The 25,838-nt window shown below is 35.4% G+C and carries 26 protein-coding genes; 20 read left to right on the forward strand and 6 right to left on the reverse strand.

Annotation, left to right across the window (positions count from 1 at the left end):
• The first annotated feature begins 49 nt into the window (after positions 1 to 49).
• From obgE to AAC601_RS14725, 11 genes are all read left to right on the forward strand, one after another.
• Positions 50 to 1,042, forward strand: coding sequence for a GTPase ObgE (gene obgE, locus AAC601_RS14675; RefSeq protein WP_340153662.1), 993 nt, complete (start codon positions 50 to 52; stop codon positions 1,040 to 1,042).
• An 82-nt stretch (positions 1,043 to 1,124) separates the two neighbouring features.
• Positions 1,125 to 1,736, forward strand: a complete 612-nt coding sequence (locus tag AAC601_RS14680) for a nucleotide exchange factor GrpE (protein ID WP_340153663.1) — start codon at positions 1,125 to 1,127, stop codon at positions 1,734 to 1,736.
• A 104-nt stretch (positions 1,737 to 1,840) separates the two neighbouring features.
• Entirely contained in the window at positions 1,841 to 2,971 is a 1,131-nt protein-coding gene (gene dnaJ, locus AAC601_RS14685) for a molecular chaperone DnaJ (RefSeq protein ID WP_303271600.1), read from the forward strand.
• Between the two features lie 227 nt (positions 2,972 to 3,198).
• Positions 3,199 to 4,104 (forward strand): hypothetical protein, encoded by a 906-nt coding sequence (locus tag AAC601_RS14690; RefSeq protein WP_303271601.1) that lies wholly within the window; start codon positions 3,199 to 3,201, stop codon positions 4,102 to 4,104.
• Between the two features lie 544 nt (positions 4,105 to 4,648).
• Entirely contained in the window at positions 4,649 to 5,410 is a 762-nt protein-coding gene (locus tag AAC601_RS14695) for a YafY family protein (protein ID WP_303271602.1), read from the forward strand.
• Between the two features lie 3 nt (positions 5,411 to 5,413).
• The gene (locus AAC601_RS14700; protein ID WP_303271603.1) at positions 5,414 to 5,875 is read left to right on the forward strand and encodes a GyrI-like domain-containing protein; all 462 of its coding nucleotides are present in this window, start codon (positions 5,414 to 5,416) and stop codon (positions 5,873 to 5,875) included.
• A 3-nt stretch (positions 5,876 to 5,878) separates the two neighbouring features.
• Positions 5,879 to 6,307 carry a DUF1801 domain-containing protein gene (locus AAC601_RS14705; RefSeq protein ID WP_340153664.1) on the forward strand — a complete coding sequence of 143 codons (429 nt, stop codon included), beginning with the start codon at positions 5,879 to 5,881 and terminating at the stop codon, positions 6,305 to 6,307.
• A gap of 87 nt (positions 6,308 to 6,394) precedes the next feature.
• On the forward strand, positions 6,395 to 7,516 hold the full coding sequence (locus AAC601_RS14710) for a glycosyl hydrolase 53 family protein (RefSeq protein WP_340153665.1): 1,122 nt from the start codon (positions 6,395 to 6,397) through the stop codon (positions 7,514 to 7,516).
• Between the two features lie 70 nt (positions 7,517 to 7,586).
• Complete coding sequence (locus AAC601_RS14715; protein ID WP_303271606.1) at positions 7,587 to 8,105, forward strand: GNAT family N-acetyltransferase; 519 nt, start codon at positions 7,587 to 7,589, stop codon at positions 8,103 to 8,105.
• A 62-nt stretch (positions 8,106 to 8,167) separates the two neighbouring features.
• Positions 8,168 to 8,587 carry a hypothetical protein gene (locus tag AAC601_RS14720; RefSeq protein WP_303271607.1) on the forward strand — a complete coding sequence of 140 codons (420 nt, stop codon included), beginning with the start codon at positions 8,168 to 8,170 and terminating at the stop codon, positions 8,585 to 8,587.
• Entirely contained in the window at positions 8,574 to 8,747 is a 174-nt protein-coding gene (locus AAC601_RS14725; protein WP_340153666.1) for a hypothetical protein, read from the forward strand. Before AAC601_RS14720 ends, AAC601_RS14725 begins: the two co-directional genes overlap by 14 nt.
• Positions 8,748 to 8,919: 172 nt before the next feature.
• Here the strand turns inward: AAC601_RS14725 and AAC601_RS14730 are convergent, their stop codons facing one another.
• The gene (locus AAC601_RS14730) at positions 8,920 to 10,089 is read right to left on the reverse strand and encodes an AIR synthase related protein (protein WP_340153667.1); all 1,170 of its coding nucleotides are present in this window, start codon (positions 10,087 to 10,089) and stop codon (positions 8,920 to 8,922) included.
• A 449-nt stretch (positions 10,090 to 10,538) separates the two neighbouring features.
• Here AAC601_RS14730 and AAC601_RS14735 point away from each other — a divergent pair, with 449 nt between their 5' ends.
• The 6 genes from AAC601_RS14735 (at position 10,539) to AAC601_RS14760 (ending at position 16,658) form a co-directional block, all read left to right on the forward strand.
• Positions 10,539 to 13,745: a T9SS type A sorting domain-containing protein gene (locus tag AAC601_RS14735; RefSeq protein WP_340153668.1), complete on the forward strand. Its 3,207-nt coding sequence runs from the start codon at positions 10,539 to 10,541 to the stop codon at positions 13,743 to 13,745.
• A gap of 317 nt (positions 13,746 to 14,062) precedes the next feature.
• Positions 14,063 to 14,200: a hypothetical protein gene (locus tag AAC601_RS14740; protein WP_340153669.1), complete on the forward strand. Its 138-nt coding sequence runs from the start codon at positions 14,063 to 14,065 to the stop codon at positions 14,198 to 14,200.
• Positions 14,201 to 14,419: a hypothetical protein gene (locus AAC601_RS14745; RefSeq protein WP_340153670.1), complete on the forward strand. Its 219-nt coding sequence runs from the start codon at positions 14,201 to 14,203 to the stop codon at positions 14,417 to 14,419.
• A 27-nt stretch (positions 14,420 to 14,446) separates the two neighbouring features.
• Positions 14,447 to 14,683, forward strand: a complete 237-nt coding sequence (locus AAC601_RS14750; RefSeq protein ID WP_340153671.1) for a hypothetical protein — start codon at positions 14,447 to 14,449, stop codon at positions 14,681 to 14,683.
• A 39-nt stretch (positions 14,684 to 14,722) separates the two neighbouring features.
• On the forward strand, positions 14,723 to 15,088 hold the full coding sequence (locus AAC601_RS14755; protein ID WP_303271615.1) for a DUF2200 domain-containing protein: 366 nt from the start codon (positions 14,723 to 14,725) through the stop codon (positions 15,086 to 15,088).
• An 85-nt stretch (positions 15,089 to 15,173) separates the two neighbouring features.
• Positions 15,174 to 16,658: a YfcC family protein gene (locus AAC601_RS14760; RefSeq protein ID WP_340153672.1), complete on the forward strand. Its 1,485-nt coding sequence runs from the start codon at positions 15,174 to 15,176 to the stop codon at positions 16,656 to 16,658.
• A gap of 93 nt (positions 16,659 to 16,751) precedes the next feature.
• Here the strand turns inward: AAC601_RS14760 and secDF are convergent, their stop codons facing one another.
• From secDF to AAC601_RS14775, 3 genes are all read right to left on the reverse strand, one after another.
• Complete coding sequence (secDF, locus tag AAC601_RS14765; RefSeq protein ID WP_340153673.1) at positions 16,752 to 19,742, reverse strand: protein translocase subunit SecDF; 2,991 nt, start codon at positions 19,740 to 19,742, stop codon at positions 16,752 to 16,754.
• Between the two features lie 139 nt (positions 19,743 to 19,881).
• Positions 19,882 to 20,205, reverse strand: a complete 324-nt coding sequence (locus AAC601_RS14770) for a hypothetical protein (protein ID WP_303271618.1) — start codon at positions 20,203 to 20,205, stop codon at positions 19,882 to 19,884.
• Positions 20,206 to 20,361: 156 nt separating this feature from the next.
• Positions 20,362 to 21,585 carry a HAMP domain-containing sensor histidine kinase gene (locus tag AAC601_RS14775; RefSeq protein WP_303271620.1) on the reverse strand — a complete coding sequence of 408 codons (1,224 nt, stop codon included), beginning with the start codon at positions 21,583 to 21,585 and terminating at the stop codon, positions 20,362 to 20,364.
• 146 nt (positions 21,586 to 21,731) lie between these two features.
• On the opposite strand from AAC601_RS14775, the gene AAC601_RS14780 reads away from it, so the two are divergent.
• The gene (locus AAC601_RS14780) at positions 21,732 to 22,418 is read left to right on the forward strand and encodes a hypothetical protein (RefSeq protein ID WP_340153674.1); all 687 of its coding nucleotides are present in this window, start codon (positions 21,732 to 21,734) and stop codon (positions 22,416 to 22,418) included.
• A 132-nt stretch (positions 22,419 to 22,550) separates the two neighbouring features.
• On the opposite strand, the gene AAC601_RS14785 is transcribed toward AAC601_RS14780, so the two are convergent.
• A complete protein-coding gene (locus tag AAC601_RS14785; RefSeq protein ID WP_303271622.1) occupies positions 22,551 to 23,153 on the reverse strand; it encodes a DUF3244 domain-containing protein in 603 nt (200 codons plus the stop codon).
• Positions 23,154 to 23,319: 166 nt separating this feature from the next.
• Here AAC601_RS14785 and AAC601_RS14790 point away from each other — a divergent pair, with 166 nt between their 5' ends.
• Together AAC601_RS14790 and AAC601_RS14795 are read left to right on the forward strand one after the other, a co-directional pair.
• Positions 23,320 to 24,192, forward strand: coding sequence for an AraC family transcriptional regulator (locus AAC601_RS14790; protein WP_303271623.1), 873 nt, complete (start codon positions 23,320 to 23,322; stop codon positions 24,190 to 24,192).
• A 154-nt stretch (positions 24,193 to 24,346) separates the two neighbouring features.
• Positions 24,347 to 24,550, forward strand: a complete 204-nt coding sequence (locus tag AAC601_RS14795; RefSeq protein ID WP_303271624.1) for a hypothetical protein — start codon at positions 24,347 to 24,349, stop codon at positions 24,548 to 24,550.
• A gap of 20 nt (positions 24,551 to 24,570) precedes the next feature.
• Here the strand turns inward: AAC601_RS14795 and AAC601_RS14800 are convergent, their stop codons facing one another.
• Entirely contained in the window at positions 24,571 to 25,779 is a 1,209-nt protein-coding gene (locus tag AAC601_RS14800) for an NAD(P)-dependent oxidoreductase (protein ID WP_340153675.1), read from the reverse strand.
• Positions 25,780 to 25,838: the final 59 nt, after the last annotated feature.

Consider the following 25,838-nt stretch of genomic DNA (forward strand, 5'->3'; position numbering starts at 1 on the left):
TTATTTCCTGCCTAAATTAAACTAAATTTGCGCCTTAAAATTTAGTCCCATGGCCAATCCCAATTTTATTGATTACGTTAAATTTTGCTCTCGTTCCGGAAAGGGGGGTGCAGGTGCTGTTTCCATGCGAAGAGAAAAGCATGTTCCCAAGGGCGGGCCAGATGGAGGAAATGGTGGTCGCGGTGGTAATATTATTTTACGCGGTAGTTCACAATTATGGACGCTGCTTCACTTAAAGTACAAAAAGCACGTAATAGCCGATGCTGGAGCCCCAGGTGGAGGTGCAAGAAGTTCAGGTGCTGATGGAGCTGACGTTATTTTAGAAGTACCTTTGGGAACTGTTGCAAGGGATGCCGAGTCTGGTGTGGTGAGATTTGAAATCACCGAAGAGGGAGAAGAAAAAATATTAACCGAAGGCGGAAGAGGTGGTCTGGGGAATGCCAATTTTAAAACAGCTACTAATCAAACGCCTCGATATGCACAGCCAGGAGAAGACGGACAAGAAGAGTGGATCATTCTTGAGCTAAAGTTGTTGGCTGATGTTGGATTAGTTGGTTTTCCTAATGCTGGTAAAAGTACTTTACTATCTGTTGTTTCTGCTGCAAAGCCAGAAATAGCAGATTATGCGTTTACGACACTTACACCAAATCTAGGGGTGATTCCGTATCGTGATCATAAATCTTTTGTAATGGCAGATATTCCAGGAATCATTGAAGGCGCGGCAGCAGGAAAAGGATTGGGAACTCGATTTTTGAGACATATCGAAAGAAACTCCATTCTACTTTTTATGATTCCTGCTGATAGCAAGGATGTCAAAAAGGAATACCAGATTTTGATTAACGAATTGAAAGAGTATAATCCGGAATTGTTGGATAAAAACAGGCTATTGGCAATCACAAAGTCAGATTTATTGGATGACGAGCTTATGGGCGAATTAAAGCAAGAGTTGCCCAAAGACTTACCTTTTATTTTCATTTCTTCATTAACTCAATTTAACGTGAGTGAGCTTAAAGATATGATTTGGAAGGCTTTAAACGCATAATGTCATCTTGTCAGTGAACTGTCATTTGGCAAACTCCTTGTTCCTTAATGCTGAAAATTAGATAGAATAACATAATATAGTTATGGCTAAAGAAGAATTAGACGAAAAAGAGTTAAATAAAGAAGCAGAAACTGCGGAAGATATAAAAGACGAGCAAAATGCTGAGGACGAAACTCAGGATAATAGGTCTGAAGAAGAAAAATCGGCAGAGGCAGAAGCTCAGGCGAAAGATGAAGAATTGTCAGATTTCGAGAAATTAGAAATAGAACTGGCAGAGTCTAAGGATAAATTCTTAAGGCTATACTCCGAGTTTGAAAACTTTAGAAGAAGAAATGCCAAAGAAAGATTAGAGTTGGTTAAAAATGCTTCAGAAGAGTTGATTTCAGACTTATTGCCAATCATGGATGATTTTGAAAGAGCAGAAAAATCTTTCGAGGATCAGTCAGAGAATGAGGCCGTGAAAGAAGGCTTTACGTTAATTAAGAATAAATTCGAGAAGACGCTAATCAACAAAGGCTTAAAGGCAATGGATAATGACGCAGGGATAGAATTTGATCCTGAAATTCATGAAGCTATAACCAAAATACCAGCTCCTGATGAAAAGTTGAAAGGTAAAGTGGTAGATGTAGTGGAAAAGGGATATCTATTGAATGATAAGGTAATTCGTTTTGCAAAAGTTGTAATAGGAGAATAATTCAAGCCTGTGAGGCAATATATTGACCCGGAAACTAATGGGGGGTTGAGACTCAACAACAAATAAAAAAGATTTGTGGATTTAATATTTAGATTATAGATAAGATGGCTAAAAGAGATTATTACGATATACTGGGTGTTAGCAAAGGAGCTTCGGATGCAGAGATAAAGAAGGCTTACCGGAAAGTAGCCATCAAATATCATCCTGATAAGAATCCTGATAACCCAGAAGCAGAAGATAAATTCAAGGAAGCGGCAGAAGCATATGAAGTTTTACGTGATCCGCAGAAGCGTCAGCGTTATGACCAGTTTGGTCATGAAGGTATGAAAGGCGGAGCAGGTGGCTTTGGTGGAGGAGGTATGAATATGGAAGATATTTTCTCTCAATTTGGTGACATCTTCGGTGGTGGCGGAGGTGGCGGCTTCGAAAGCTTTTTTGGTGGAGGCGGTGGTGGCCGCAGAAGTCGAGGTAGAAGAGGTTCCAATCTTCGCATCAAACTAAAATTAGATTTAAAAGAAATAGCTCATGGAGCTGAAAAGAAAATCAAGGTTAATCGTTTGGTATCAGCGGATGGGGTTACTTATAAGAATTGTGATACCTGCGGGGGTTCAGGTCAAGTAAGAAGAGTAACCAATACCATGTTGGGGCAAATGGTTTCGGCTAGTACATGTCCAACTTGTCACGGTTCTGGTAAATTTATTGATAAAAAACCACCTCATGTGGATAATACAGGCCTTCAATCCAAAGAAGAGGTTATTTCTGTGAAAATCCCGGCCGGAGTTACTGATGGCATGCAATTATCCATGTCAGGAAAAGGTAATGAAGCACCAATGGGTGGAGCTGCAGGTGATCTGGTAATTTTGATTGAGGAAATAGAGCATGATGTATTGAAACGTGATGGTAACAATATCATCTACGATCTTTATGTCAATTTTGTGGATGCAGTATTGGGAACAACAGTTGAAGTCCCAACCATCGATGGCAAAGTAAAAATTAAGATCGAGACTGGTACCCAATCTGGAAAAATTTTAAGACTAAGAGGAAAAGGTGTGGGTGATGTAAATGGATACGGAAGAGGTGACCAACTAATTCATGTGAACGTTTGGACGCCTAAGAAGGTATCGGATAATGAAAAAGAGATGCTAGAAAGCATGAGGGCTTCTGATAATTTCAGGCCTAATCCTACAAAAGCGGATAAAGGCTTTTTCGATAGAGTGAAGGAGTTTTTTAATTAATTTCTCAATTTTTTTACTGCTTTTTTAATAAGACGGGACTACGGAGTATTTTCTAACCAAAATGCCCATAAAGCTGTTCTTATAGATATATCTTACCTTAAAGTGAAAGCTTCTCTGCTGTAAGAATCTGTATAAAAGTAGACATTAAGCCACTATTTCGCCAAGAGTAGTGGCTTTTTTGATTTTACCAACAACTTATTGGTTAAAGAAGACGTAATAATCCCATTATGAATAGGGTTCTTCGTTTTTCAGTATCATTTCTGGTCATACCTTTTTTAGCTTGCTCGGTTTTCGGGCAAGAACTTCACAAGCATTTTGAAATTACAGAATCAAAGGGCATAGATAAAATTGAATTGAAAGTTTCTACTAAGGCAGGAAATTCGTTTTTGAATGCAGTTAATAAAGATGAGCCAATCGTAATTTTGGGAGCCAGTGAAAATGACATTGCTGCCAGCTCTTTTAAGATATTAAAGAATAATAATACGCAAAAGGTAGATGCCCAATTGACTTGCAAAAGCCATATGGGATTGAACTTCACCGAATCCGTAGCGAATAGTTTCTTTTCATCTTCGGAGCAGCCTCACGATATTTGGCAAATTAATTTATCGGAACATCAAACGTTTGATTTGGATTTAAATTATTTAATGGGAGATGCAAATATTGATCTTAGTAGATTAGCCGTTGAACGTTTGAAAATTAATTCCGGAAGTGCTGACGTGAAGGTGAATTTCACAGAAAAGAAAATGAATAGTGTTGCCATGGATACTTTTTTTGTAAAAGTAAATTTTGGTAGTATTGAAGTTCATGATTTGAACTACACCATGGCAAGGGACATTATTGCGGAAGTTGGCTTCGGTTCTATTTCAATAGATTGTGGAAATGATTGGAGAATAAACAGCAGAGTAAATGCTTCTGTTGGAGCTGGAAACTTGAATATTATTTTGCCCCCTGATGATGTTCCTATTATTATTAGAATACATAATTCCCCATTATGCAACATTAAGATGGCTCCAAATTTTGAGAAAATTGGTCATAATGCCTTTGGCAATAAAGCTTATGCTAAAAATCCTGATGACAGTATGGAATTTATTTTGGATGTTGGTATGGGTAGTATCGTTTTTAAGAACAGATAAAACAGGAATATCTGCTCCTACTACTTTTTGGTTATAGATGTGCTCCACTTACCATTGGTGCTGAAATAAAATTGCTCCTCCTATTCTTGATGTCCATTTCTATAAAGAAGATGGTTGGGGGTTTTGACAAACGGAAAGACAAAGTCTCATTCTGTTTACAGCGATGGAGAGGTTTTCATTGAGCGAGAAAATGGACTATTAAACTTAGTTCCAACAACAGACTTCCAATCTTTTAATTTGAATTCACTTAACTTTCAAATTGAGAAGTGTACTTACTACACTGTAGAATTTAGAAACTCAAAATAGCATTTACCACTAAGCCTTTAACTAGATTAAAACGAAGATTGCCTAAGTGGGTAATTCCTCTAGCGGCCTCTTTCCTAGCACTTATTTCCCTGTTTCCAATGCATCGCAGAGCATTTTTGCAATACAATTTATTTTGTAAATTGATATTTAATTAAAGTTGAACAGTGCGTAAGGTTACTGATCAAACTATATTGAGCAGATAATAGGATTTAATTCATCTATTACAAAAAGAAATTTAGTGTCCAGAGAAAAACCCAGACTTGCAAGATTAACAGCAATCTTAACTCAATTACAATCAAAGCGGATTGTAACTGCAACTGATATTGCTGTAAAGCATCACGTGAGTATTCGAACGGTCTACAGGGATATTCGAACATTAGAGCAATCGGGAATTCCTATTGTAACGGAGGAAGGGAAAGGTTATTCCCTGATAGATGGCTACAGGCTTCCCCCAGTGATGTTTACTGAAGAGGAAGCCAATGCACTCATTATGGCCGAACATTTGATTTTGAGAAATAAAGACCAATCCTTAGTTGAGCAGTATCAAAATGCGATTTCAAAAATCAAGTCAGTTTTAAAACGCCCTCAAAAAGCCAAAACAGAAGTTCTAACCGAACGTATCCAGATAAGAAATAACAGAACCAATGAAAAAACTAGCAACTTCCTCATTCAACTGCAGTCTAATATTATCAACTATGAGATAGTTCAGTTGCACTATATATCTTTAAATAATCAACAGACACAAAGAAAAATAGAGCCTTTTGCGTTATACACAACCAAAAATAATTGGGTTCTAATTGCCTTTTGTCATATTCGTAATGACTTTCGGGCCTTTCGATTAGATCGAATTCAGCAGTTAACAAAAACTCAGGCACATTTTGAGCCTCACAAAATTACCTTGGATCAATACTTTGATAACTGCAGAAAAAAATGTGAAAGCACCCCTGACATACCCTTGTCACAAACTCAATCTACCTTTGCTTCAAATCAAAAAGAATAAGTTATGCAAAAGGTAAAAATTGAACCATTTAAGTTGATTGGCATTGCCATCAAGACTACTAATGAAGGGAACAAAGCTAATCAGGAAATTGCTGAATTGTGGCAAGGATTTCTGAGTGAGAACTTATTGGAGAAAATCCCCAATAAAGTGGATTATACGATTTATTCATTGTACACCGAATATGAGGGAGATCACACCAAGCCTTACACGGCCATTCTTGGTTGCAAAGTGAAAAATTTTGAAGCAGTTCCTGCAGGAATGACAGCGATGTCTTTCGATGGTGGGACTTACATTAAGAGTACTGCTAGTGGCGATTTAATGAATGGACTTATTGTAAACCATTGGGCAAAAATTTGGGATATGGATCTGAATCGAAGCTATACTGCTGATTTTGAAGTATTTGGAGAGAAATCGCAAAATCCTTCTGCTGCTGAAGTGGATTTTTATATTGCAATTAATGAATAAAAGATGACGAAACTCGTGCTTAAAACGAATCCAGCTGTTGATGAAAAATTTGCGAATTACCCAGACAAATTAAGGGGTAAGATGCGGTATTTGAGGAGGTTGGTAATAGAAACAGCGGAAGAAACGGAGGGAGTTGATGAATTGGAGGAGACGTTAAAATGGGGTGAGCCAAGTTTTGTAACTAAAAATGGAAGTACATTACGGATGGATTGGAAAGAAAGATCTCCCGATCAATTTGCAATGTACTTTCAATGTTCAAGTCGTCTGGTGAGCACCTTCAGAATTGTGTTTGAGGATGTGTTCAAATTTGAAGGTAACCGTGCCATCGTTTTTCCACTAGAGGAGAAAGTCCCTGAATTGGAATTGAAAGAATGTATTAAAGCATCTTTAATCTACCACAAAGTAAAACACCTAATGACATTAGGGATTTGAGAATAGAATATTTCTTTCTGTATTATGTATATTTATATCATACCGATTGGATATCTAGATTATTTAATCAAGGAAAAACAAGTATAAATGAGGAAGCAAAAATTATCTTCAATTTTGACAATAGTCTTCATGATCGTTGCGCTTTCTTGCACTAAGGAAGACAATAATCCCATATCTGATTGCGAAAATGACGACTTTTTCTGTCAGTTCAGTTCACGGGATTTCAAGATGGGTTTCAGTACATGGCCGTATGCTCCAACAGCTGAAGCTGTCGAAGGTAGTTATAAATTCATTGATGAAAATGCAGATATTTATTCAGAGCATATTGATTCCAATATTCCCTGGAATGCCTGGTTCAATGATTCGACTTTGCCATCTGAATTTATCAATGAAATTGAATCAAGAGCCTCACGGAAACTGCCAAACGCTCAACTCACTGTCTCAGTAAGTTTGTTGAACAGTTCAAGGGATGAATTAGCTTTCGATTATGATGGCGGTATTCCTGATTATGCGGAATTAAATGATCAGAAAATTGAAGACGCATATTTCAAACATTTAAAATATATCGCAAATCAATTAAATCCAGATTATTTAATCATAGCTATTGAGGTAAATGAATTATTAAAAAATGCCCCTGAGAAGTGGGATGGGTATAAATTATTGATGGCTAGTATCAGATCAAGAATTGCAGAGGAATTCCCGTCTCTGAATATTTCAGAATCAATTACGTTACATAATTTTTACCAGCCGGATGTTACGAATAGTGAAGATTTTATAGAGGAAATAGCAAATTACGCTAATGCAATGGATTTAGTGAGTATTAGCTTTTATCCATTCTTTAAAGGCTTAAAAACTGATGAAGATTTTAAAGAGGCATTTGATTTCTTACACGAACAGATTGAGAAACCTATTTCATTTGCCGAAACAAGCCACCTTTCGGAGGATTTGACTGTAGAATCATTTAATCTATCCATCTCTGGTGATCAAGGACAGCAAAATGAATACTTGAAAGTTCTGCTTGCTCAGGCCCAAATTCAGGATTATGAGTATATTATTTGGTGGGCTCATAGGGATTATGATCTTCTTTGGGAAACATTTCCTGATGAAGTCAAAGATTTAGGGAAATTGTGGATTAGTACAGGTTTGATTACTGAGGATGGAATTGAAAAGGAAGCGTATTCTACCTGGGAAGAGGTTCTGAACAAATAAATGTTGCTACTAATTCAACTCCGGGAAACCGCCAAGATTTTTCACATAATAAAATTTGTATTAGTTATCAATGAAAAGCCTATCATTAAGAAAAGTCAATCTGAACGATAAAATTGCCCTGCAAAAAATTAGTAAGCAGACCTTTTTGGAGACTTATTCTGCAGGCAACACCGAAGATGATATGAGTCGGTATCTGGAAGAAGAGTTTTCACTTGAAAAGTTAGTATCTCAATTGAGTAATCAGAATTCTGAATTCTATTTTGCCTGCTTGGGATCTGTAATCGTGGGTTACTTGAAAATTAATGTTGCTGAAGCTCAAACTGAAATGAAGAATGAGAACACTCTGGAAATACAGCGGATTTATGTTTTAGCTGATTATCAGGGAAAGCGAATTGGAAAATTGCTTTATAAAAAGGCCATAGAAATAGCTCAGCAGAAGGAAGTAGATTTTCTCTGGTTGGGAGTATGGGAAAAAAATCCCAAAGCCATTCGGTTTTACGAGCAGTTAGGCTTTAAAGCTTTCGATAAACATACTTTTATCGTAGGAGAGGACGTGCAAACTGACATCATGATGAAGAAGTATTTTTAGCTAATTTGACTACCGGCTTAACATCCAATTTTATATCTTAATGGAAATATTTTCTTTGCAGAATGATGGATAGAATTTTAAAGAATCCTACTAAAGTTTTTCTTATTGACGCTGTAGGAGCATTTTTAACAGCAATAACTTTAGGAATTGTCTTCACAAGTGTTCAGGAATTCATAGGTATGCCAAAAGAGTTATTAATTAGTCTAGCCATTGTTGCTTCACTCTTTTTTATTTATTCGGCCAGTTGTTTTTTTAAGCCCCAAAAGAATTGGAGAACTTTTCTTGGCGTAATTGCCACTGCTAATTTAATGTACTGCCTACTTACATCATTTCTAATTATTACGTATTTCGATCAACTCACAATTGTGGGTATTCTATATTTCGTGGGGGAAATTACACTGATTGTATTACTGGTTTACTTTGAAGTTTTTATTATTAGGAAAGAAGACCAACATAAAAAGTCTCAACTTGAAAACAATTGATATGAGTGGTTTTGGAATGATGGATTTTATGAATAAGTCTTTGGCAAACGATAGGGCTATTCTAAAAAGACAATCACTTTTTGAAATGAGAAGAGAGTTCAAGAATATAGTAGATCCGAAAGAAAGTATACCTACAAATCTTGTACTAAAGAAGATTTGATTAAGATCAGGAATGAGATGATAAAAGAGAGAAGACAAAATATCCTTAAGCTAACCCTCTCTTTTTTGCTTTCAGTAGTTGTAATCGTAACAAACATCTTTCTTCTGCAGCAAATCTAGTCTATGCGAGATCTGAGGCTGAGCTTTAAACGGGGGAAAGTGCCCATGGAAAATTAGCCTTCATAAACAAACTCCCCATGCTCACTCTTAACAGTAACTTGCTTTTGAGCAGAACTTTCAACTCTTCCAATGATTTGAGCCTCAATATTAAAAGAATTTGAGATATCAATGATGGCTTGTGCATCCGCTTCATCAACATAAAGTTCCATTCTATGCCCCATATTGAATACTTTGTACATCTCTTTCCAATCCGTTTTGGATTCTTCTTGTATCATTTTGAAAAGTGGAGGGGTTGGGAATAAATTGTCTTTGATAATATGCAACCCTTCCACAAAATGAAGTACTTTGGTTTGAGCTCCGCCACTGCAATGCACCATTCCTGCTACTTTATCCGGTAATTCTTCCAATATTTTCTTGATAACTGGCGCATAAGTTCGAGTAGGGGATAATACTAATTTACCTGCATCCAATTCAACTCCTTCTACTGAATCAGTCAATTTTTTTGAACCTGTATACACCAAGTTACTAGGAACGGAGGGATCAAAACTTTCAGCATATTTTGCCATCAACTCCTTACTGAATACATCATGACGAGCAGAGGTTAATCCGTTGCTCCCCATTCCGCCATTGTATTCATTTTCATAAGTAGCCTGTCCATAAGAAGCCAAGCCTACAACCACATGACCTGCTTTTATGTTGTCATTGGAAATAACATCTGATCTTTTCATTCGGGCCGTAACGGTACTATCTACAATAATAGTCCTCACTAAATCCCCAACATCCGCAGTTTCACCACCTGTACTTATAATATTTACACCATTATCTCTCAGCATCTGCAAAACTTCCTCAGTGCCATTTATAATAGCCGATATGACTTCACCTGGAATTAAGTTTTTATTCCTCCCAATAGTAGAGGAGAGTAATATTTTATCGGTACATCCCACACATAGTAAATCATCAATATTCATGATGATGGCATCTTGTGCAATTCCTTTCCAAACGGAAATATCACCCGTTTCTTTCCAATACATATAAGCCAAGGAAGATTTAGTGCCAGCCCCATCCGCATGCATAATGGTGCAGTACTCCTCATCACCCGTAAGGTGATCAGGCACAATTTTGCAAAAAGCTTGTGGAAAAAGTCCTTTATCAAGGTTTTTGATGGCATTATGAACATCTTCTTTGGAGGCCGAAACCCCGCGTTGATTATATCTATCGGACATGATTCTAAATTTTGTTCAAAAATAAGGGGATTGAGGAAAGTAAACTAATTGAAAGGTGTATTTTTAGTACTTAAATAAAAGCTCTTCAAATTATATTAAACTTTATAAAATTATCATGGATTTTTGATTGCTTCAGGATTCTATTAGTTTCTTTTAAGAAAATTTGCCGGAGGATTAATAATTATAGCGGTAAAGCAAATTGTTATGAAGCCTATATGGTTTGGTGCTCTTTATATCTTAGCCGTTCCTAGTGTTTTCCTTTTGCCGATCAACCAGTTGCTTTTCTTTATAGATTGATATGCAATAGAAGGCAATGATACTCATCACTTTAAAAAAACATTAAAAAAGCATTTAATGCAAGCCCCTTATTATCCATTTTATATGGTCATATTAATTATTTAAACTAAGTTAGTCTTTTCAAATAAGAATCACTTTATAAATAGTTTTATATGAAATTTTCTTTTGCTTTTTCTATTCTTTGCTTTTTTTCTTTATCGGTTTTAAGTCAAGAATTAATTGATTTAGGAGAAAATCAACCCGGACTGAAGGGTCAAGCACGTGTGAGGCATGCACTTTTAGATAATGATAAATTATATGTAGGAGGCAACATTAATTTTGTCAACGATAAAATCACTCCTCCGATTGTTAGGTTAAATGCAGATGGTTCCCTTGATGAAGCATTTCATTTTGAGGGGAATTACTCTCGGAATTTTGGAAACGCAATAGCCTTTAGCCCGTCAACTATACTAAATGGTTCCCTTTATATAGTTGCTGAGAACGGCATTATTAAAATAAAAGATAACGGAACAATTGACCAGTCATTCGCGGTCGGCAGTCCCTATATCAAATCCATGATAACTTATAGAGACTCATTATTAGTCTTGGAAAGTGGTGGAAACTTTAGGCTTTATGCAGAAGATGGAAATTACCGTGCAATTGATGTCAGTAAAGAAGGATATTTGCTGCAATCCGTTGAAAAACTATCTGATAATGCATTATTGATGGAATATGTGTCTGAAGACTATAGCACTCGTAAGTATTATCATTTTACTGATTCCATTGTTGAAAATAGTTCATTTAGCCCCATAACTTCTACTCGTGGCGAAATACATAATATTGAGATGCTCTCATCCGGTCAATTATTTATAGCAGGAAATAATAATCTGAATGTAAATAACATTTCAGGAAATGGTCTTTTTATTATCAACGAGTTGGGTGCCATCGATGAGGCTTCCATTCATAATGCTGATTTATCTTTTGCAGATGCATACGGTAATGGGATAGCATATGCAATTCCATTAAGTAGTGGTAAATTTTTTATTATTGGACAGAATGATAGTTCGAATCCATCCAATCGATCTTTATTTCGTTTATTGAGTAATGGGTTAAGAGATGATTCCTTTGTGACTAAACATTTCACAGTGGAATATTATGGAAATTATCATATGGTTAGAAATGCTGACGATGAAATTTATTTACTCGCAGATCAAAGAACTTACGATGGCAAGGAGTCAAGAAGTATAAATAAGATAAATACAAATGGTGAAAATATCGATGCATTTAACTCAAATTTATATGGCAATGCACGGGTGGATCAAATGATAAATTATAATTCTGAAAAGTTTTTAATTACTGGATCTTTTATTGAGTCCAGCATGTCAAAAAGTGCACTTATCACGGGGTTTTCTTTAAAATCTGAGGCTAAATTTCCCCAGTTGGATTCCATTAATTTATCTGCTGATGATTATTTGGGATCAGCTAAAATTTTATCTAACGGAGATTTATTTTTAGGCGTTTATGATAGGGATCAAAATGGAATATTTAAAGTGTACGATCCGAATGGAAATAGCGTTAGTTTAGGGTCCTCCCAAGGAAGTCCGGTTTACGTTGAAGAACCTGTTTACAACATTCATGAGTCTGAGCTTTATATTTACGCTACAGGTATATTTTCATATAATGGAGCGGGTCAACAAATGCATAACGTGATTAAAATGAATAAAGATTACAGTATTGTTTCTGGTTACACTCCTAGTCCGGATATTTTACCAACGGATATTGTCAAATTCTCTTATTTAGGGAAGGATGATAAGCTTACAGTTCAGTATTTTAGAAATTCAGCAAATCCTAGTGGAAAGGTAATTCGACTCATGCCAAATGGTAATAAGGACACTTCTTTTAATGATATTATTTTCGAGAAATTGTCATATGGTAATGCTCAGGTTTTTGCTGTTTCTGATTCATTACTTATGATTTACGAACCGGACGCTAATAACACGCAAACTCTAAAGAAATATGATGTAAATGGGAATCTTCTTGATAGTGATTTTATTTCATTTAACTCAGACACGGATATTGCTGATATCAATTCTCTAAGTGATACTACAATTTTGGTTTCGGGCTCTTTTTCTTCATTAAATGGCATTTCTAAAGACGCAATTGCTGCAGTAAATCTAAATGGTGCTTTATATGATGATCTTGCGCTAGATGTTGAAGGTGAAATAGATGAAATTGAGATACACAATGATACTTTGTTCATATTGGGTCCTGGAGCGATAAATGGTTTTAATGGAGGCGGATTTTATGCACTCTCTTTAAGTACAAATGCATTGAATATTGAAAATATATCCAATACAGAAACTGGTGGGATAAATATTACTTGGCAGCAGGATTACTCAATTCGTTCTATAGAGGTTTATCGCAAAGGACCAGATGGTAATGAAGAACTTCTTTCAACACTTGAAAAGGGTTCTACTTCATTTACAGATGATAATCCTGATTTAAATGTTCTTTATACTTATAGTTTAGTGTCAAAAAATATTTTTGGTGAAAACTCTACGGAAACTACATTTACCTTAATTAAGCCAAAAAAAGCAGAAAATTTTACTGCACAATACGTAGATGGGAGCAATGAATTGACCTGGAATGACAATTCAGACCATGAAACAGGGTTTAGAATATTACGAGGGATAGATGACGAGGAATATGATGTAATCGGTGATGTAGGATCGGATACGGAAAGCTTTACTGACGTGGATGTAGAAATTGATCATAAATATTCTTATTTTGTTCTGGCAGTGAACGATAATATGGTCTCAGATACCTCAAATATCGTAAGTTTAGATATTTTCCGTCCTAAACCTCCACAAAATTTAACTTATGATTATAATGAAGAACTTGCAGAAATTACGCTCGCATGGACCAATTCTGACGATTTAACAGATAGTTTTATTATATATGAATCTCTTGATCTTGCAGAATTTGTGCCAATAGATACTGTTACCTCCGAAGTCTCTTATTTCCAAGTAATTATAAATGATATAGAAATTTCTCACCAATATTACCTCATCGCCAAGAATGAAATAGGCCACTCTGATCCCTCAGATACTTTAATGTTGCGAAAAGGTATTTTGGGGTTGGAGAGTAAAAATTATGTGTCAAAAATTTACCCAAACCCCAATAACGGTACATTCACAATTTTGCTAAACCAAGGAATTGATTTTATTACAATTTTAGATGCGCAAGGACGAGTCTTTAAAGAGCTTCATGTCAGTAACAAAAAAGTTGTCGAAGTGGGCAATTTACCATTGGGATTATACTTTATAGCATTCATTTCTGATAACCAATTTATAGGCAATCAAAAAATTCTTGTTAGATAGAGCAGGCTAAAAATAATGAACATCTTCTTTGGAGGCCGAAACCCCGCGTTGATTATATCTATCGGATATGATTCTAAATTTTGTTCAAAATTAAAGTTAATGCTTAAAGGAAACCAATGCTTGGTAACTTTTTTATACTAAAAAGCGATCATAAATGTAATCTACAGATTGTCTAGACAAAATAATGTCTAGGTCATCTAAAAAATATTTATGTTGAGGAGTGTTTTAGAATAAAATCTACTACTATGAAAAAGAGTTTAATACTATTAATTCTATGTTGAATTATAGGCGTAATAGGCCAGTCCAATCCAAAATGGATGCGATATGCTAAAATAAGCCCTGATAGAGAAAAGATTGCCTTTGGCTACAAAGGAAATTTTTATTACGTTGAGAAAGAACAAAGTCTTGCAATACCGGTAACTATTGGAGACCGTTACGAATACGAAATTGTTTGATTGCAGGATGGTAAACACATTGCCATTGCTTTAGATCGGCATGGAAACTATGGTGTATTTTTATACAATATAGAAGATGGACCCACTTCCCAACTAAGTTTTCACTCAGCCCATGATATTCCACAAAGATGTACTGTGGACGGGAAATCGATATTATTTACATCTGGTCGCAAGATGAATGCTGAAAATTCACAATTCCCTTATAGTAGGTTTTCATAACTTTACAGCGCTTCAATTGAAGGGAATATGCCTCAAGTGGAAACTCCATTGCCATTAGATGATGTAAATGTCAATAAAGACGGTAGCCATTGGTTATACATGGATTTAAAAGGCTATGAAGAATATTGGAGAAAACACCATACTTCCGCTATTACACGTGATGTATGGGTTTATAATACTTCACAGGAAAGTCATAAACAGCTAACTGATTTCGAAGGTGAAGATAGATATCCGATCTGGTCACATGATCAAGAGAGTCTCTAATTTTTCATTAAATTGATATATAAATTAATTTGAAAAGCCATGAAAGCCACACCCGAACACAATGAAAGAATAGCAAAAATGACCTTTGCCTCAGTTTATCCGCATTATGTTACTAAGGTGGAAAAGAAAGGAAGAGCAAAATCGGAATTGCATCAGGTTATTGAATGGTTGACTGGTTTTGATGACAAAAAGCAACAGGAGTTGATCTCAGCTAAAGTCACTTTCTCAGAGTTCTTCCAGCAGGCTAATTTAAATCCCAATGCTGAGTTAATCAAAGGAGTAATCTGTGGCTACAGAGTGGAGGAAATTGAAAATGAATTAACTCGAAAAGTTCGATATTTGGATAAGGTGGTAGATGAATTAGCGAAGGGCAAAAAGATGGAAAAGATTCTAAGAAGAGCTTAGCTGGTGAAAATCGAATACTAGATACAAAGGTTTAGTTTATTCGGAATCCTCTTATCTTTGTTTCTACACTAACAGAATTGACTAAATGAAATTTCCAGCAGCACAAAGTATTCTTTTGATTATTGCAGCTTTAGTGACTTTTTTAACTTGGTTGATTCCGGCCGGGAGTTACCACTCATTGAGTTATCAATCCACTTCTGACCAATTTCAAATTGAAAGTCAAGATTCTACTTATTATTTAAAATCCTCTCAAGAGAATTTGGAAGATTTAAATGTTAAGATTCCCTTAGATAAATTTACAAGTGGTGCTATCTATAAGCCGATTAGCATTCCGGATACTTATCAGCAATTACCATCACAGCCACAAGGGTTTATAGCCTTTTTGTCGGCACCTATAAAAGGGATAATCGAAGCGGCTGATATTATCTTCCTTGTATTGATTATTGGCGGTATGATTGGTATCATGAACGTAACCGGAGCTTTCAATGCGGGTATGGGTTGGCTTTCCAAAGCTTTAAAAGGCAAAGAGTTTTTGCTGATTATTTTCACTACGTTACTGATTTCTTTAGGAGGTACTACATTCGGTTTAGCCGAAGAAACCTTGGCTTTCTATCCTATCTTAATTCCTATTTTCATTGCTGCAGGTTATGATTCCATGGTCGGATTAGCCAGTATTTTTTTAGGTTCTGCAATTGGGGTAATGTGCAGCACTGTAAATCCCTTTGCTACTATTATTGCTTCTGATGCTGCCGGGATAAGCTGGACAAGTGGATTAGATGGAAGAATGTTGATTTATGTTGTGTGCATGACCGTCACTATTCTTTATATATTAATTTATGCCAAAAAAGTGAAAAGAAATCCTGAAAAATCTTTAGTGGATGCCAGTGCAATAAAATCATTATCTTATATAAAAGATGCAAGTGAAGGTAATATTGTAGCGCTTACCATAAGATTAAGACTTATCCTGCTCATTTTCACTGCTTGTTTTGTTGTCATGATTATGGGAGTTTCACAGTGGGATTGGTGGTTTGTGGAAATGACCACAGTCTTTTTTGCTGGCGCTATAGTAATTGGGTTTATAGCAAAGATGAAGGAAAATGAATTTATTAATTCCTTTCTACAAGGAGCAGGAGATTTGCTTGGAGTAGCTTTCATCATAGGCCTGGCAAGAGGGATTACCATTTTAATGAATGATGGTTTGATTAGTGACAGCATACTTTTTTATGCCAGTGAATTAACCACAGGAATGAATAAAGGCCTATTCGTGAATGTACTTTTCTTTATTTATCAAGGATTAACTTTTTTTATTCCTTCCAGTTCGGGTATGGCGGTTTTGACCATGCCAATATTATCACCCTTGGCCGATAATGTCAATATTGGCAGGGAAGTAATAGTAAATGCATACCAATTAGGAAATGGTTTGTTTAATAGCATAAACCCAACTGGTTTGGTATTAGCATCATTAGGCTTAGTAAAAATCGGTTACGAGAAATTTTTAAAGTTTATGTTACCTCTTTATGCAATTTTAGCATTGATTGGAGTGATATTTTTGACGTTGCTGAGTTATTGAATGGTAAGAAAAATGTGATGCAAATATATAATTCAATAAAAAAGCCGAATCAGATTACTCCAATTCGGCTTTTCAATTTTAACTTATTTCTGATTATGCTTCTACAGCTTTTTTCTTTCTCTTCGCTAAATCCAACACAACTGGAGTTGCAATGAAGATAGATGAGTAAGTACCTACTAAAATACCTATTAATAATGCAAAAGAGAACCCTCTCAATACTTCTCCACCGAAAATAAACAAGATTAAGATTACCACTAAAGTAGTAATGGAAGTCATTAACGTCCTACTGATGGTATTATTGATTGCAGTATTAAAAGTCTCCACATTGGATGCTTTTGATTTTATGCCCAAGGTTTCTCTGATTCTATCAAATACAACCACCGTATCGTTAATGGAATAACCAATTACGGTTAGAATTGCCGCAATAAATACTTGGTCAATTTCAAAAGAGAATCCAAGTAATTTTGCAATGGCAAATGCTGATAGTACAAACAATGTATCATGGAACAAGGCCACAACAGCTCCCAGACCAAATTGCCATCTTCTAAATCTGATTAAGATATAGATAAAGATTGCAATCAAGGCAAAGATCACTGATTCCTGTGATGAATTTCGGATGTCATCCGCAATAGTGGCACCTACTTTGGATGATCCGCTAATCGTGAAATTTGATTCATCAACTGCGGTTTCATCCTCTACATATTGCATACCGGTTGCTTCTGCAATACCGCTAATAATTTTAGTTTTTACTTCATTATCAGCTTCTGTTGATTCTTCATTGACTAAGTATGAAGTCGTTACTTTCAATATGTTATTTGCACCATAAGTCTTTACCTCGGTGCCGGCATCCTCTAATTTACCATCTAGCGCTACTTTCAAACTTGTAGTTTCTACTTGCTCAGCAAATCTTACAACATAAGAACGACCACCTGTGAAATCAACGCCTAAGGTTAAACCTTTAGTGACCATTAAAACAACACCAATTACAATCACAATTCCGGATCCGATATAAGCCATTTTTCTTTTGCTCATAAAGTTGAAATTGATGTTGCTAAATAGGTTTTTAGAGAATGGCGTAGCAAATGAGATTTTGCTTTGATCACCTTTCTTGCTCATCCAGCTCACAATTACTCTTGTGATGAAAACCGCTGAGAAGAATGAACAAGCAATACCAATCATTAAGGTAATGGCAAAGCCTTTCACAGGGCCTTGACCTAACCAATACAAAATGGCTCCCGTTAAGAATGTAGTTACATTGGCATCCACAATAGAGCTGTATGCTTTTTCATATCCTGATGTTATAGCTTTCAATAATGGAGAGCCCGCTCGCATTTCTTCTCTAATACGCTCAAAGATTAGTACGTTGGCATCAATGGACATACCGATAGTTAACACAATACCTGCTATACCTGGTAGAGTCAGTGCTGCGTTCAATTGCGCTAAAATTCCTAAGATAAAGAAGATATTGAATACCAAAGCAATGTTGGCAATCAAACCACCTTTAGAATAATAGGCAACCATGAAAATTAACACCATACCTAAACCAGCCACAATAGAAATGATACCTTGAGCTCTGGCTTCTTTACCCAAAGTTGGACCAATAATAGCTTCCTCCACAATTCTGGTAGGAGCTGGCAATGAACCTGCTTTCAGAATGTTTGCCAAATCTACAGCTTCTTCTTTTGTAAAACTACCTTGAATAATAGTTTGACCATTTGGTATAACAACTTCAACTGACGGAGCTGAATACACAAAATTATCTAATACAACGGCAATTCTTTTTTTAATTTGACGAGATGCATTTTCATTTGTAAACCTTTGCGTAATTCTCTCCCATTTCCTTGCTCCTTCTGGATTCATTCTCATACTTACAGCAAATTTTCCACTTTCATCAAAATCTTGTCTTGCTGATGTAACAACATCTCCTTCCAATAATCCTTTATCTGCTCTGTCAGTCTTTACAACATAAAGTTCTAAAGACTCCATTTCTTCACTTTTTGGTTTTACGTCCCATAAAATCCTAGAATTTCTTGGGAATACCGATTTTACATCCTCTCTTTTTATAATATCATTAATTTTAGAAGTATCATTGACTTTATAGTAAAAATAACCAGCCGATTGATCCATTAAATCAAAAAGAGGAGACATTTTAGCTTGATTTAAAGAATCTAAATCTGACGCAATTGTATCTATTTTATCATCTACTTCATCATTTAACTCATTTTCTGATTCATCTGCTAGTAATTCATCTAGGTTAGTTTCCTCAATTGAGCTTTCCTCGTTATCAGCTAATATGCCTTTATCAATTAGTACCTGATTAGCTGTTTGCATATATGGAAGCAACTCATCAACAGGCATTACTTCCATAAACTCAAGCTTCGCAACACCTTGCAATAATTTTCTTACTCGTTCAGGATTGTCAACACCTGGTAATTCAATTTGAATTCTTCCTGTATTTTCTAATTTCTGAATATTAGGTTGAGAGGTGCCAAAACGGTCAATTCTAGTTCTTAAGATTTCAAAAGAACGATCAATGGCATCATCCACTTCTGAACGAATAATTCTTAATACTTCGCTGTCTTCTGTTTGGAAGCTTATTCTATCTCTGTTAGCAGAAGTAGCGAAGAATTCACTTAATTTTTTATCGGGATATTCTTCTTGGTAAGCTTGGTAAAAAAGATTGACAAAAGTCTCTTGACTCGTTTTTTGTCTTGTCCTAGCAGTTTCTAGAGCATTGGTTAAGCCTTCATCTTCATTATTACCACTTAAACCTTTGATTATATCAACTGGAGATACCTCTAGAGTCACGTGCATACCGCCCTGTAAATCTAGGCCTAAGTTTAACTCCATATCCTGAACTTCCTTATAGGTAAATTCTACACCTAAAAGGTTATATACAGGAACATTGTAAACAGAATCTAAATAATTCTGTCTCTTTCCATAGTCAATATTTCCAGCCTCATCTGTGGCTTGTTCAGTGGCATCTTCTTTTATGCCGTTTGACACGAACGTGAATGACAAGTAATAGACACATAATAATGTGACTATAGTAGTCATAAACACGATAAATCCTCTGTTTTTCATCTGTATTTATTATTTAATTAAATTGATTTTATAAATCGCAATTGAAATAGATGCGACTTAAATTGTTACTAGGTTTAAAAAATTTGGGTGGTTCTTGATATTATATATTCAAGAGTTTGATTTGAGAACTCAATAATTATTAAGGTGCATTAGGGGAGATGATGAGCCTAAATAATGTATGAAAAAAATTATGGTAAGCTTTTTCTACATATTCCAATAAAGTAAAATCTTCTTTATCGGGGTTTGGGATTTCTAATATTAGATCAAATGAGTGGAATAAATTGAATTGCATTACCGGCAAAAGCACATCATAGGACATTACCTGAAATTCTGCTGCAGGCTCTTTTTGCTCTTTTTGCTCGGTTTGATTTAACTCGTCCTGATTTTCTATTGAATAAGGTTGTTGGAAAAACAATAAGATAGCCAAAGCCAGCCCAAATATTAGACTGCCTGTTTGTTTCATTGACGATATGTTATTCCTTCTTTTCATTCTTAGGGACGCAAATGTAATTAAAATTCAGGAAATTCAATATAATTATCTAAAATCAAGCCGATTAAAATAGGGCGATGGCTTCATAATCCTAAGGGAAAAATCTGATTTGGATAGCCAATCTCTTGTTTACCTTTTCAAAATTATTCTAAAGGTGGTGCCTTTGTTGACTATTGACTCTTTTACTGAGATTTTACCGTTGTGATAATTTTCAATGATTCGCTTGGCCAACGTAAGGCCCAGTCCCCAGCCTCTTTTCTTAGTTGAGAAGCCTGGTTGGAAAATCTCTTTTATTTTGCTGGAAGGTATTCCTTTTCCCGTATCGCTAATATCGATCAAGGCATCCCCATATTTCCCCTCTTTTAAAGTGATAGTAATTTCCCCCTCACCACTCATGGCGTCAATAGCATTCTTGCACAAATTTTCAATTACCCAGTCAAAAAGTGGCTTGTTGATATCTGCTGTTACTAAGTCATCTTTGGATACAAAATTGATGAATACTTTCTTAGAGGTTCTTTTTTGTAAATAACTAACAGTTGATTGGATCAATTTTGAAATGTTTTCGTCTTTCAAAACAGGAACAGAGCCAATGCTGGAAAATCTCGAAGTGATTAACTCCAATTTACTGATGTCCTTCTCTAGCTCCTTAGTAACCTCTTTATCTTTTAGGTCATCATCGATTTTCATGATTTCAAGCCAAGCCATTAAAGAGGATAGTGGTGTACCCAGCTGATGGGCAGTTTCTTTTGCTAAGCCTACCCATACCTGGTTCTGCTCAGCTTTTCGAGAATAAGAAAATGAAACGTACCCAAAAAACACAAAAGCGGCAATGACTGAAAGCTGGATATAAGGATAGTATTTCAATCGGTAGATTAAATCAGAATTTCTATAGTAGATATATTGGTTATCGCTAGAGTCAGTTGATTCTGTTCCGCTAATTAATATAGGCTCATACTCTTGCTCCATAATTGCCAACTCATTTTTGAGTATCTCCTGCATTGCTGCTTCATCATTTTTACTACTATCTATTTTAATATTTCGAAAAATGCTTGGGTTACCATTTGCATCGGTTACAATGACTGGGATAGAATTGTTTGGAGTAACGATCTCTTGAAAAATAAAGATTAGATTTTCACTGTTATCAGGGTCACTAGTATATTCTAAAGTTTTTGCCCAAAGTTCAATAGAGCGTTCTTCTCTTTCTTTCAATTCTTCCACTATGCTATTGGTATAAAGAACTGATGCAATACCAATGATTAATGAAAACGCTAAGGCTATCCATTTTAAAGCAGCTTTGCTTTGATAAAAGGTTGAGGCATTGCCCATGAAAGGATTTTCCGACTGGTTTACCATTGATATTGTAGGAGCAAATTATAAAGTTAAGCGAATAACGTAAAACTTTCACATTATTACTTCATGCTAAAACGGAATTTGTTCGTTAAAATATTGGGCTCTTCCACTGAAAGTAACCCTTAAGAATCTTTTTCGATAAATAATGTATGGAAAATATAGTGCAAATTGAATTATTCGGGCTTCGAATTGACGAACCGATTGTAACTCTCACCGATCTTTTAGTAAGTTTTTTGTGTTTTTTGTATTTCTACAAAATGTCCAAATCAAATGATAATCGAAAAGTTTTTATGTATTTCAAGTACTATTTCCTAGTAATGGGTCTGGCCACTACTTTTGGCGGAATCATTGGACATGCTTTTTACTATGAATTCACTAAAGTTTGGAAATTAGTTGGTTGGATCATTAGTATGTTTGCGATCATGCTTATAGAAAGAGGAGCTATTGAGCATACTAGAATTGTTTTGAACAAGAAATACGTGAAGATTTTGGGGGTCGTCAACATTATTGAGTTTGTAGTCTTTTTAGGATTAGTCTTGTTTACATTGGATTTCTTTTACGTTCAACTTCATTCGGGCTACGGATTAATGTTTGTCGTATTTACTATTGAATTTCTTTTGTTTCTAAAAACCAAGAACAAAGCAACTCAATATGTAATGGCAGGAATTGGTTTTGCCGCGCTTTCGGCCTTGGTGTTTGCAACTGAATTCAGTATTCATAGGTGGTTCAATTATTTATCATTGAGTCATGTCATGATGGCTTTTGCTACTGTATTTATTTATGGCGGAGTAAAAAGAATTAAAATAAAAGAAAATCAGCCAAAAGAATACGTATAGTATGTTTCAACTAAAATCATATTAGCTTACTCTTTTTGACATGATTCGAGCGTTTGTTAAAATGAGACATAAAAAAAGCCCGCCATCCTCCGATGGCGAGCCCTACTATGGAAACGACTAATTGAATACTATTTAGAGGGTGATGTTGTGTTTAAAGTTCCTATCACCACTTTGAACTATGAATTGATAATTTCCTTTTCCTAAAGAAGAGATGTCATATCTTTTTTCAAGATCTGAACTCTTTCCTAAGTCTTCTTTGTAAACGACATGACCTTTTTCATTCACAATCGTCACTGTGGTTGATTTGGCATTTAAATTCAGGAAATTGAAGTCCACATTTCCATTTTCCCTTAATTTAAAGAATGGTTTGTGAACCGTAGTAAATTGATCATGAGCAACCATTACAGAATCCCATGTGATTGTAATAGGCAACACTTCAATATTAAAAGCATTTTCAAGCTCTATTTTATAGTGACCTGATTCCAGATTTTTTAGATCAAAGTTTTTCAGAATACCATTTACATTTTCTACAGTTTCACTGTAAATCACTTGTCCGAACTGGTTTTTAATTTTTATATTAGTCATATCAGACTGAGCAGAACCCACTCTTAAAGTGATCATCTTGTTTTCCTTGCTGGTCAATTTTACAAATGGGAATCCATCTGCAAAGCTCATTAAAGGTAGCGCGATCAATGCGAAGGCAAATACCGTTTTTTGAATGTTTGAATTTTTCATAAGCTTTTTCATTTAAGTACATTACAAATGTATGGCGCTTTTTTGCAATGAACTATGTGAAGATTTTCCAATATTAGTACTATATTAACCTTTTGATGTTATCTTAATGTTACTGAGAGGTAAAATGCAATAACAATATTTTATTTTCAGCGTTAAAAGTGAAAATATGCAATTTTATAAACCAACACTCGAACAAATTGAGCCGTCCTTTGGTAGTTCTGTTCTAATCAAGAAATTTGAGAAATCTAAGCCCAATAAGGATCCGTTTTGGCATTTCCATCCAGAAATCGAACTAGTGTTTGTAAAAGGAGGTAATGGGAAGCGACATATTGGAAATCATATTTCTTATTATCAAGATGGTGATCTAATGTTGATTGGTTCTAATTTACCTCATTACGGTTTTACTGATAGCCTGACTGGAAACGAATCCGAAACCATCGTTCAAATGAAAGAGGATTTCCCTGGACCTGTGTTTCTAAACCTTCCCGAGATCCAGCCTATCAAACAACTAATTGAAAATGCTAAGTTAGGGATTGTATTTACAGGGGATACCAAGAAGCGTATAGGGAATAAAATAGAAGAATTGGTTGGTAAACCAGCATTTGACAGATTAATAGGGCTGATTCAGATATTGAAAGAGCTTTCTGAAATCAAAGATTATTATTTGTTAAACTCTGAAGCAGTTTCTATTGAGGCAAAGGCAGTGGATCAGCAAAGGGTTAATCTCATTTACGATTTTGTGAAAGATAATTATAAAAGGAACATTCCACTAGAAGAGATTGCAGCAGAGGCAGCCATGACCGTCCCAGCATTTTGTCGGTATTTTAAAAAAATATCAAATAAGACATTCACCTTTTTTGTTAACGAGCACAGGGTGGTGCATGCTTCAAAATTACTTTCAGAAGGAAATTTGAATATTACTGATATTTGCTACGCTTGTGGTTTCAATAATATTTCTCATTTCAATAGACAATTCAAAGAAATTACAGGCAAAAGTCCATCTGATTATAGAAAAGAAATTAGACGAGTGGTAAAATAACAAATTGACTTAAAATTTGCATTTCGATTAGAAAAAGTATTGCTTTTAAGGATGTTTTTTAGGGTTTTGTCGATAAATAGTCTCATTCTATTAATTTTCTGAAACATTGAAAGTGAACAAAGCATCTTATCCTTGTTCACAATGTTTAATACTCATGCCAAAATTCACAGTAATATTCAAAAATAATTCCTCGAAGATACTTGAAGCTGCAAGCAAAGATATTTTAATCCGTGATTTTAGTATGGCGGATGCTACTGCTTTTCAAGAAGATGTAAAAGAAATCCGTTGGGAGGAGGAAAACTGTCTCTGCGTTGAAAGTATTGCAAGTGGAAAAATTAGTAGAATCGAATCCAAATAAAAACATTCAAAAATAGTATTTTATTCTCCATCTACAAATCTCTGTAAATAGCTAAACCTTTCAGTCAATTCACCATTTTCAGCAATTGTAGCATTTTTGATAACTTCATCTTTATCATCTCCTAAAAGATGGGGTAAGACGTTCTCAATCATCTCAAGACCGAAACTTTCGGAGGCGTCTCTCGGGAGCTCGCAGGGTAGATTATCTACTGCCATCACAGTTATGTTACTTTCCTCACTAAATTCTGGTTGAATACTGTCTGTAGTTGGATCGTAATCATAAACAGGTTCGTCAACTGTTGCTGGTTTTTTCGTACTTGGAATTGAGCCTTCTATATCACACGTGATATCCCCAATTATTCTAATTTTAAACTCAGGACGTATAGCATCTTCTTTTGTGAAAAGAACTGGAGCGCGTGGATCCCAAAATGCACCGGCTATTAAGACATCTGCGACTTCCGTATATTTTAGAAAATCCCCTTCGTAAAGTCCTGGGTTTTCATAGAATTCATCTCTCTTAAATGGGGTGCCATCTTTTTTAGTATGGTAAGCATGGCTGCTTAATTGGGTAAAAACAGGTCTGTCAAATCTTTCATTCAGAAATTCATGAGGCGATACCTGAAGAATATCCATTCCATACATCACCTCCATTGCACCTTTGGCAACTCTGCCACCACCAGTAATGGCAATTTTGATGGCTGGTAATTCTACCTTATCAAATTCAGTCCTCATATCAACCAAATCATAACATTCATGTGCTCTTCTAATATTGAATAAGTTATATCTTTGGCCAAATGTCCAAATGGTATTATAAGCGCCTACTATACCTGCAAATCTACCAAAAGCAACAATTCTTTGATTTGTTTTAGAATCCAATAAGCATTCGTAGTCCACTAGCTTTATTTTTTTCTTCAGGATAGTCTGAAGTAGCTCACGATTGTATTCCTGCTCTTTAATAGTATGAGAAAAGAAAAAATAGGTTTTTTCAGGAATTAGCTTCTCCATAGGTACTTCCTTAACTCCTAGTAGAATATCACTGTCACTGATGTCATCCACCATTTCAATTCCATGTTGTGAGTATTCTTCAGGACGGAAAATCCTATTTTCACTTTTTTGGACGCTCACATCAACACCAAATTGATTTGCAACCATTTGGCACTGAGCCGGAGTCATTGGTGAACGCTTATCTACAGGAATTTTATCCTCTCTAATGATACCTATTTTCAACATAAAAAATACAATGAGTTACTATTAAAATATTTCCTAAAGTTATTAAAAATAGTGGAGGC

It is taken from the genome of uncultured Marivirga sp. (assembly GCF_963974845.1).
Lineage (GTDB): Bacteria > Bacteroidota > Bacteroidia > Cytophagales > Cyclobacteriaceae > Marivirga > Marivirga harenae.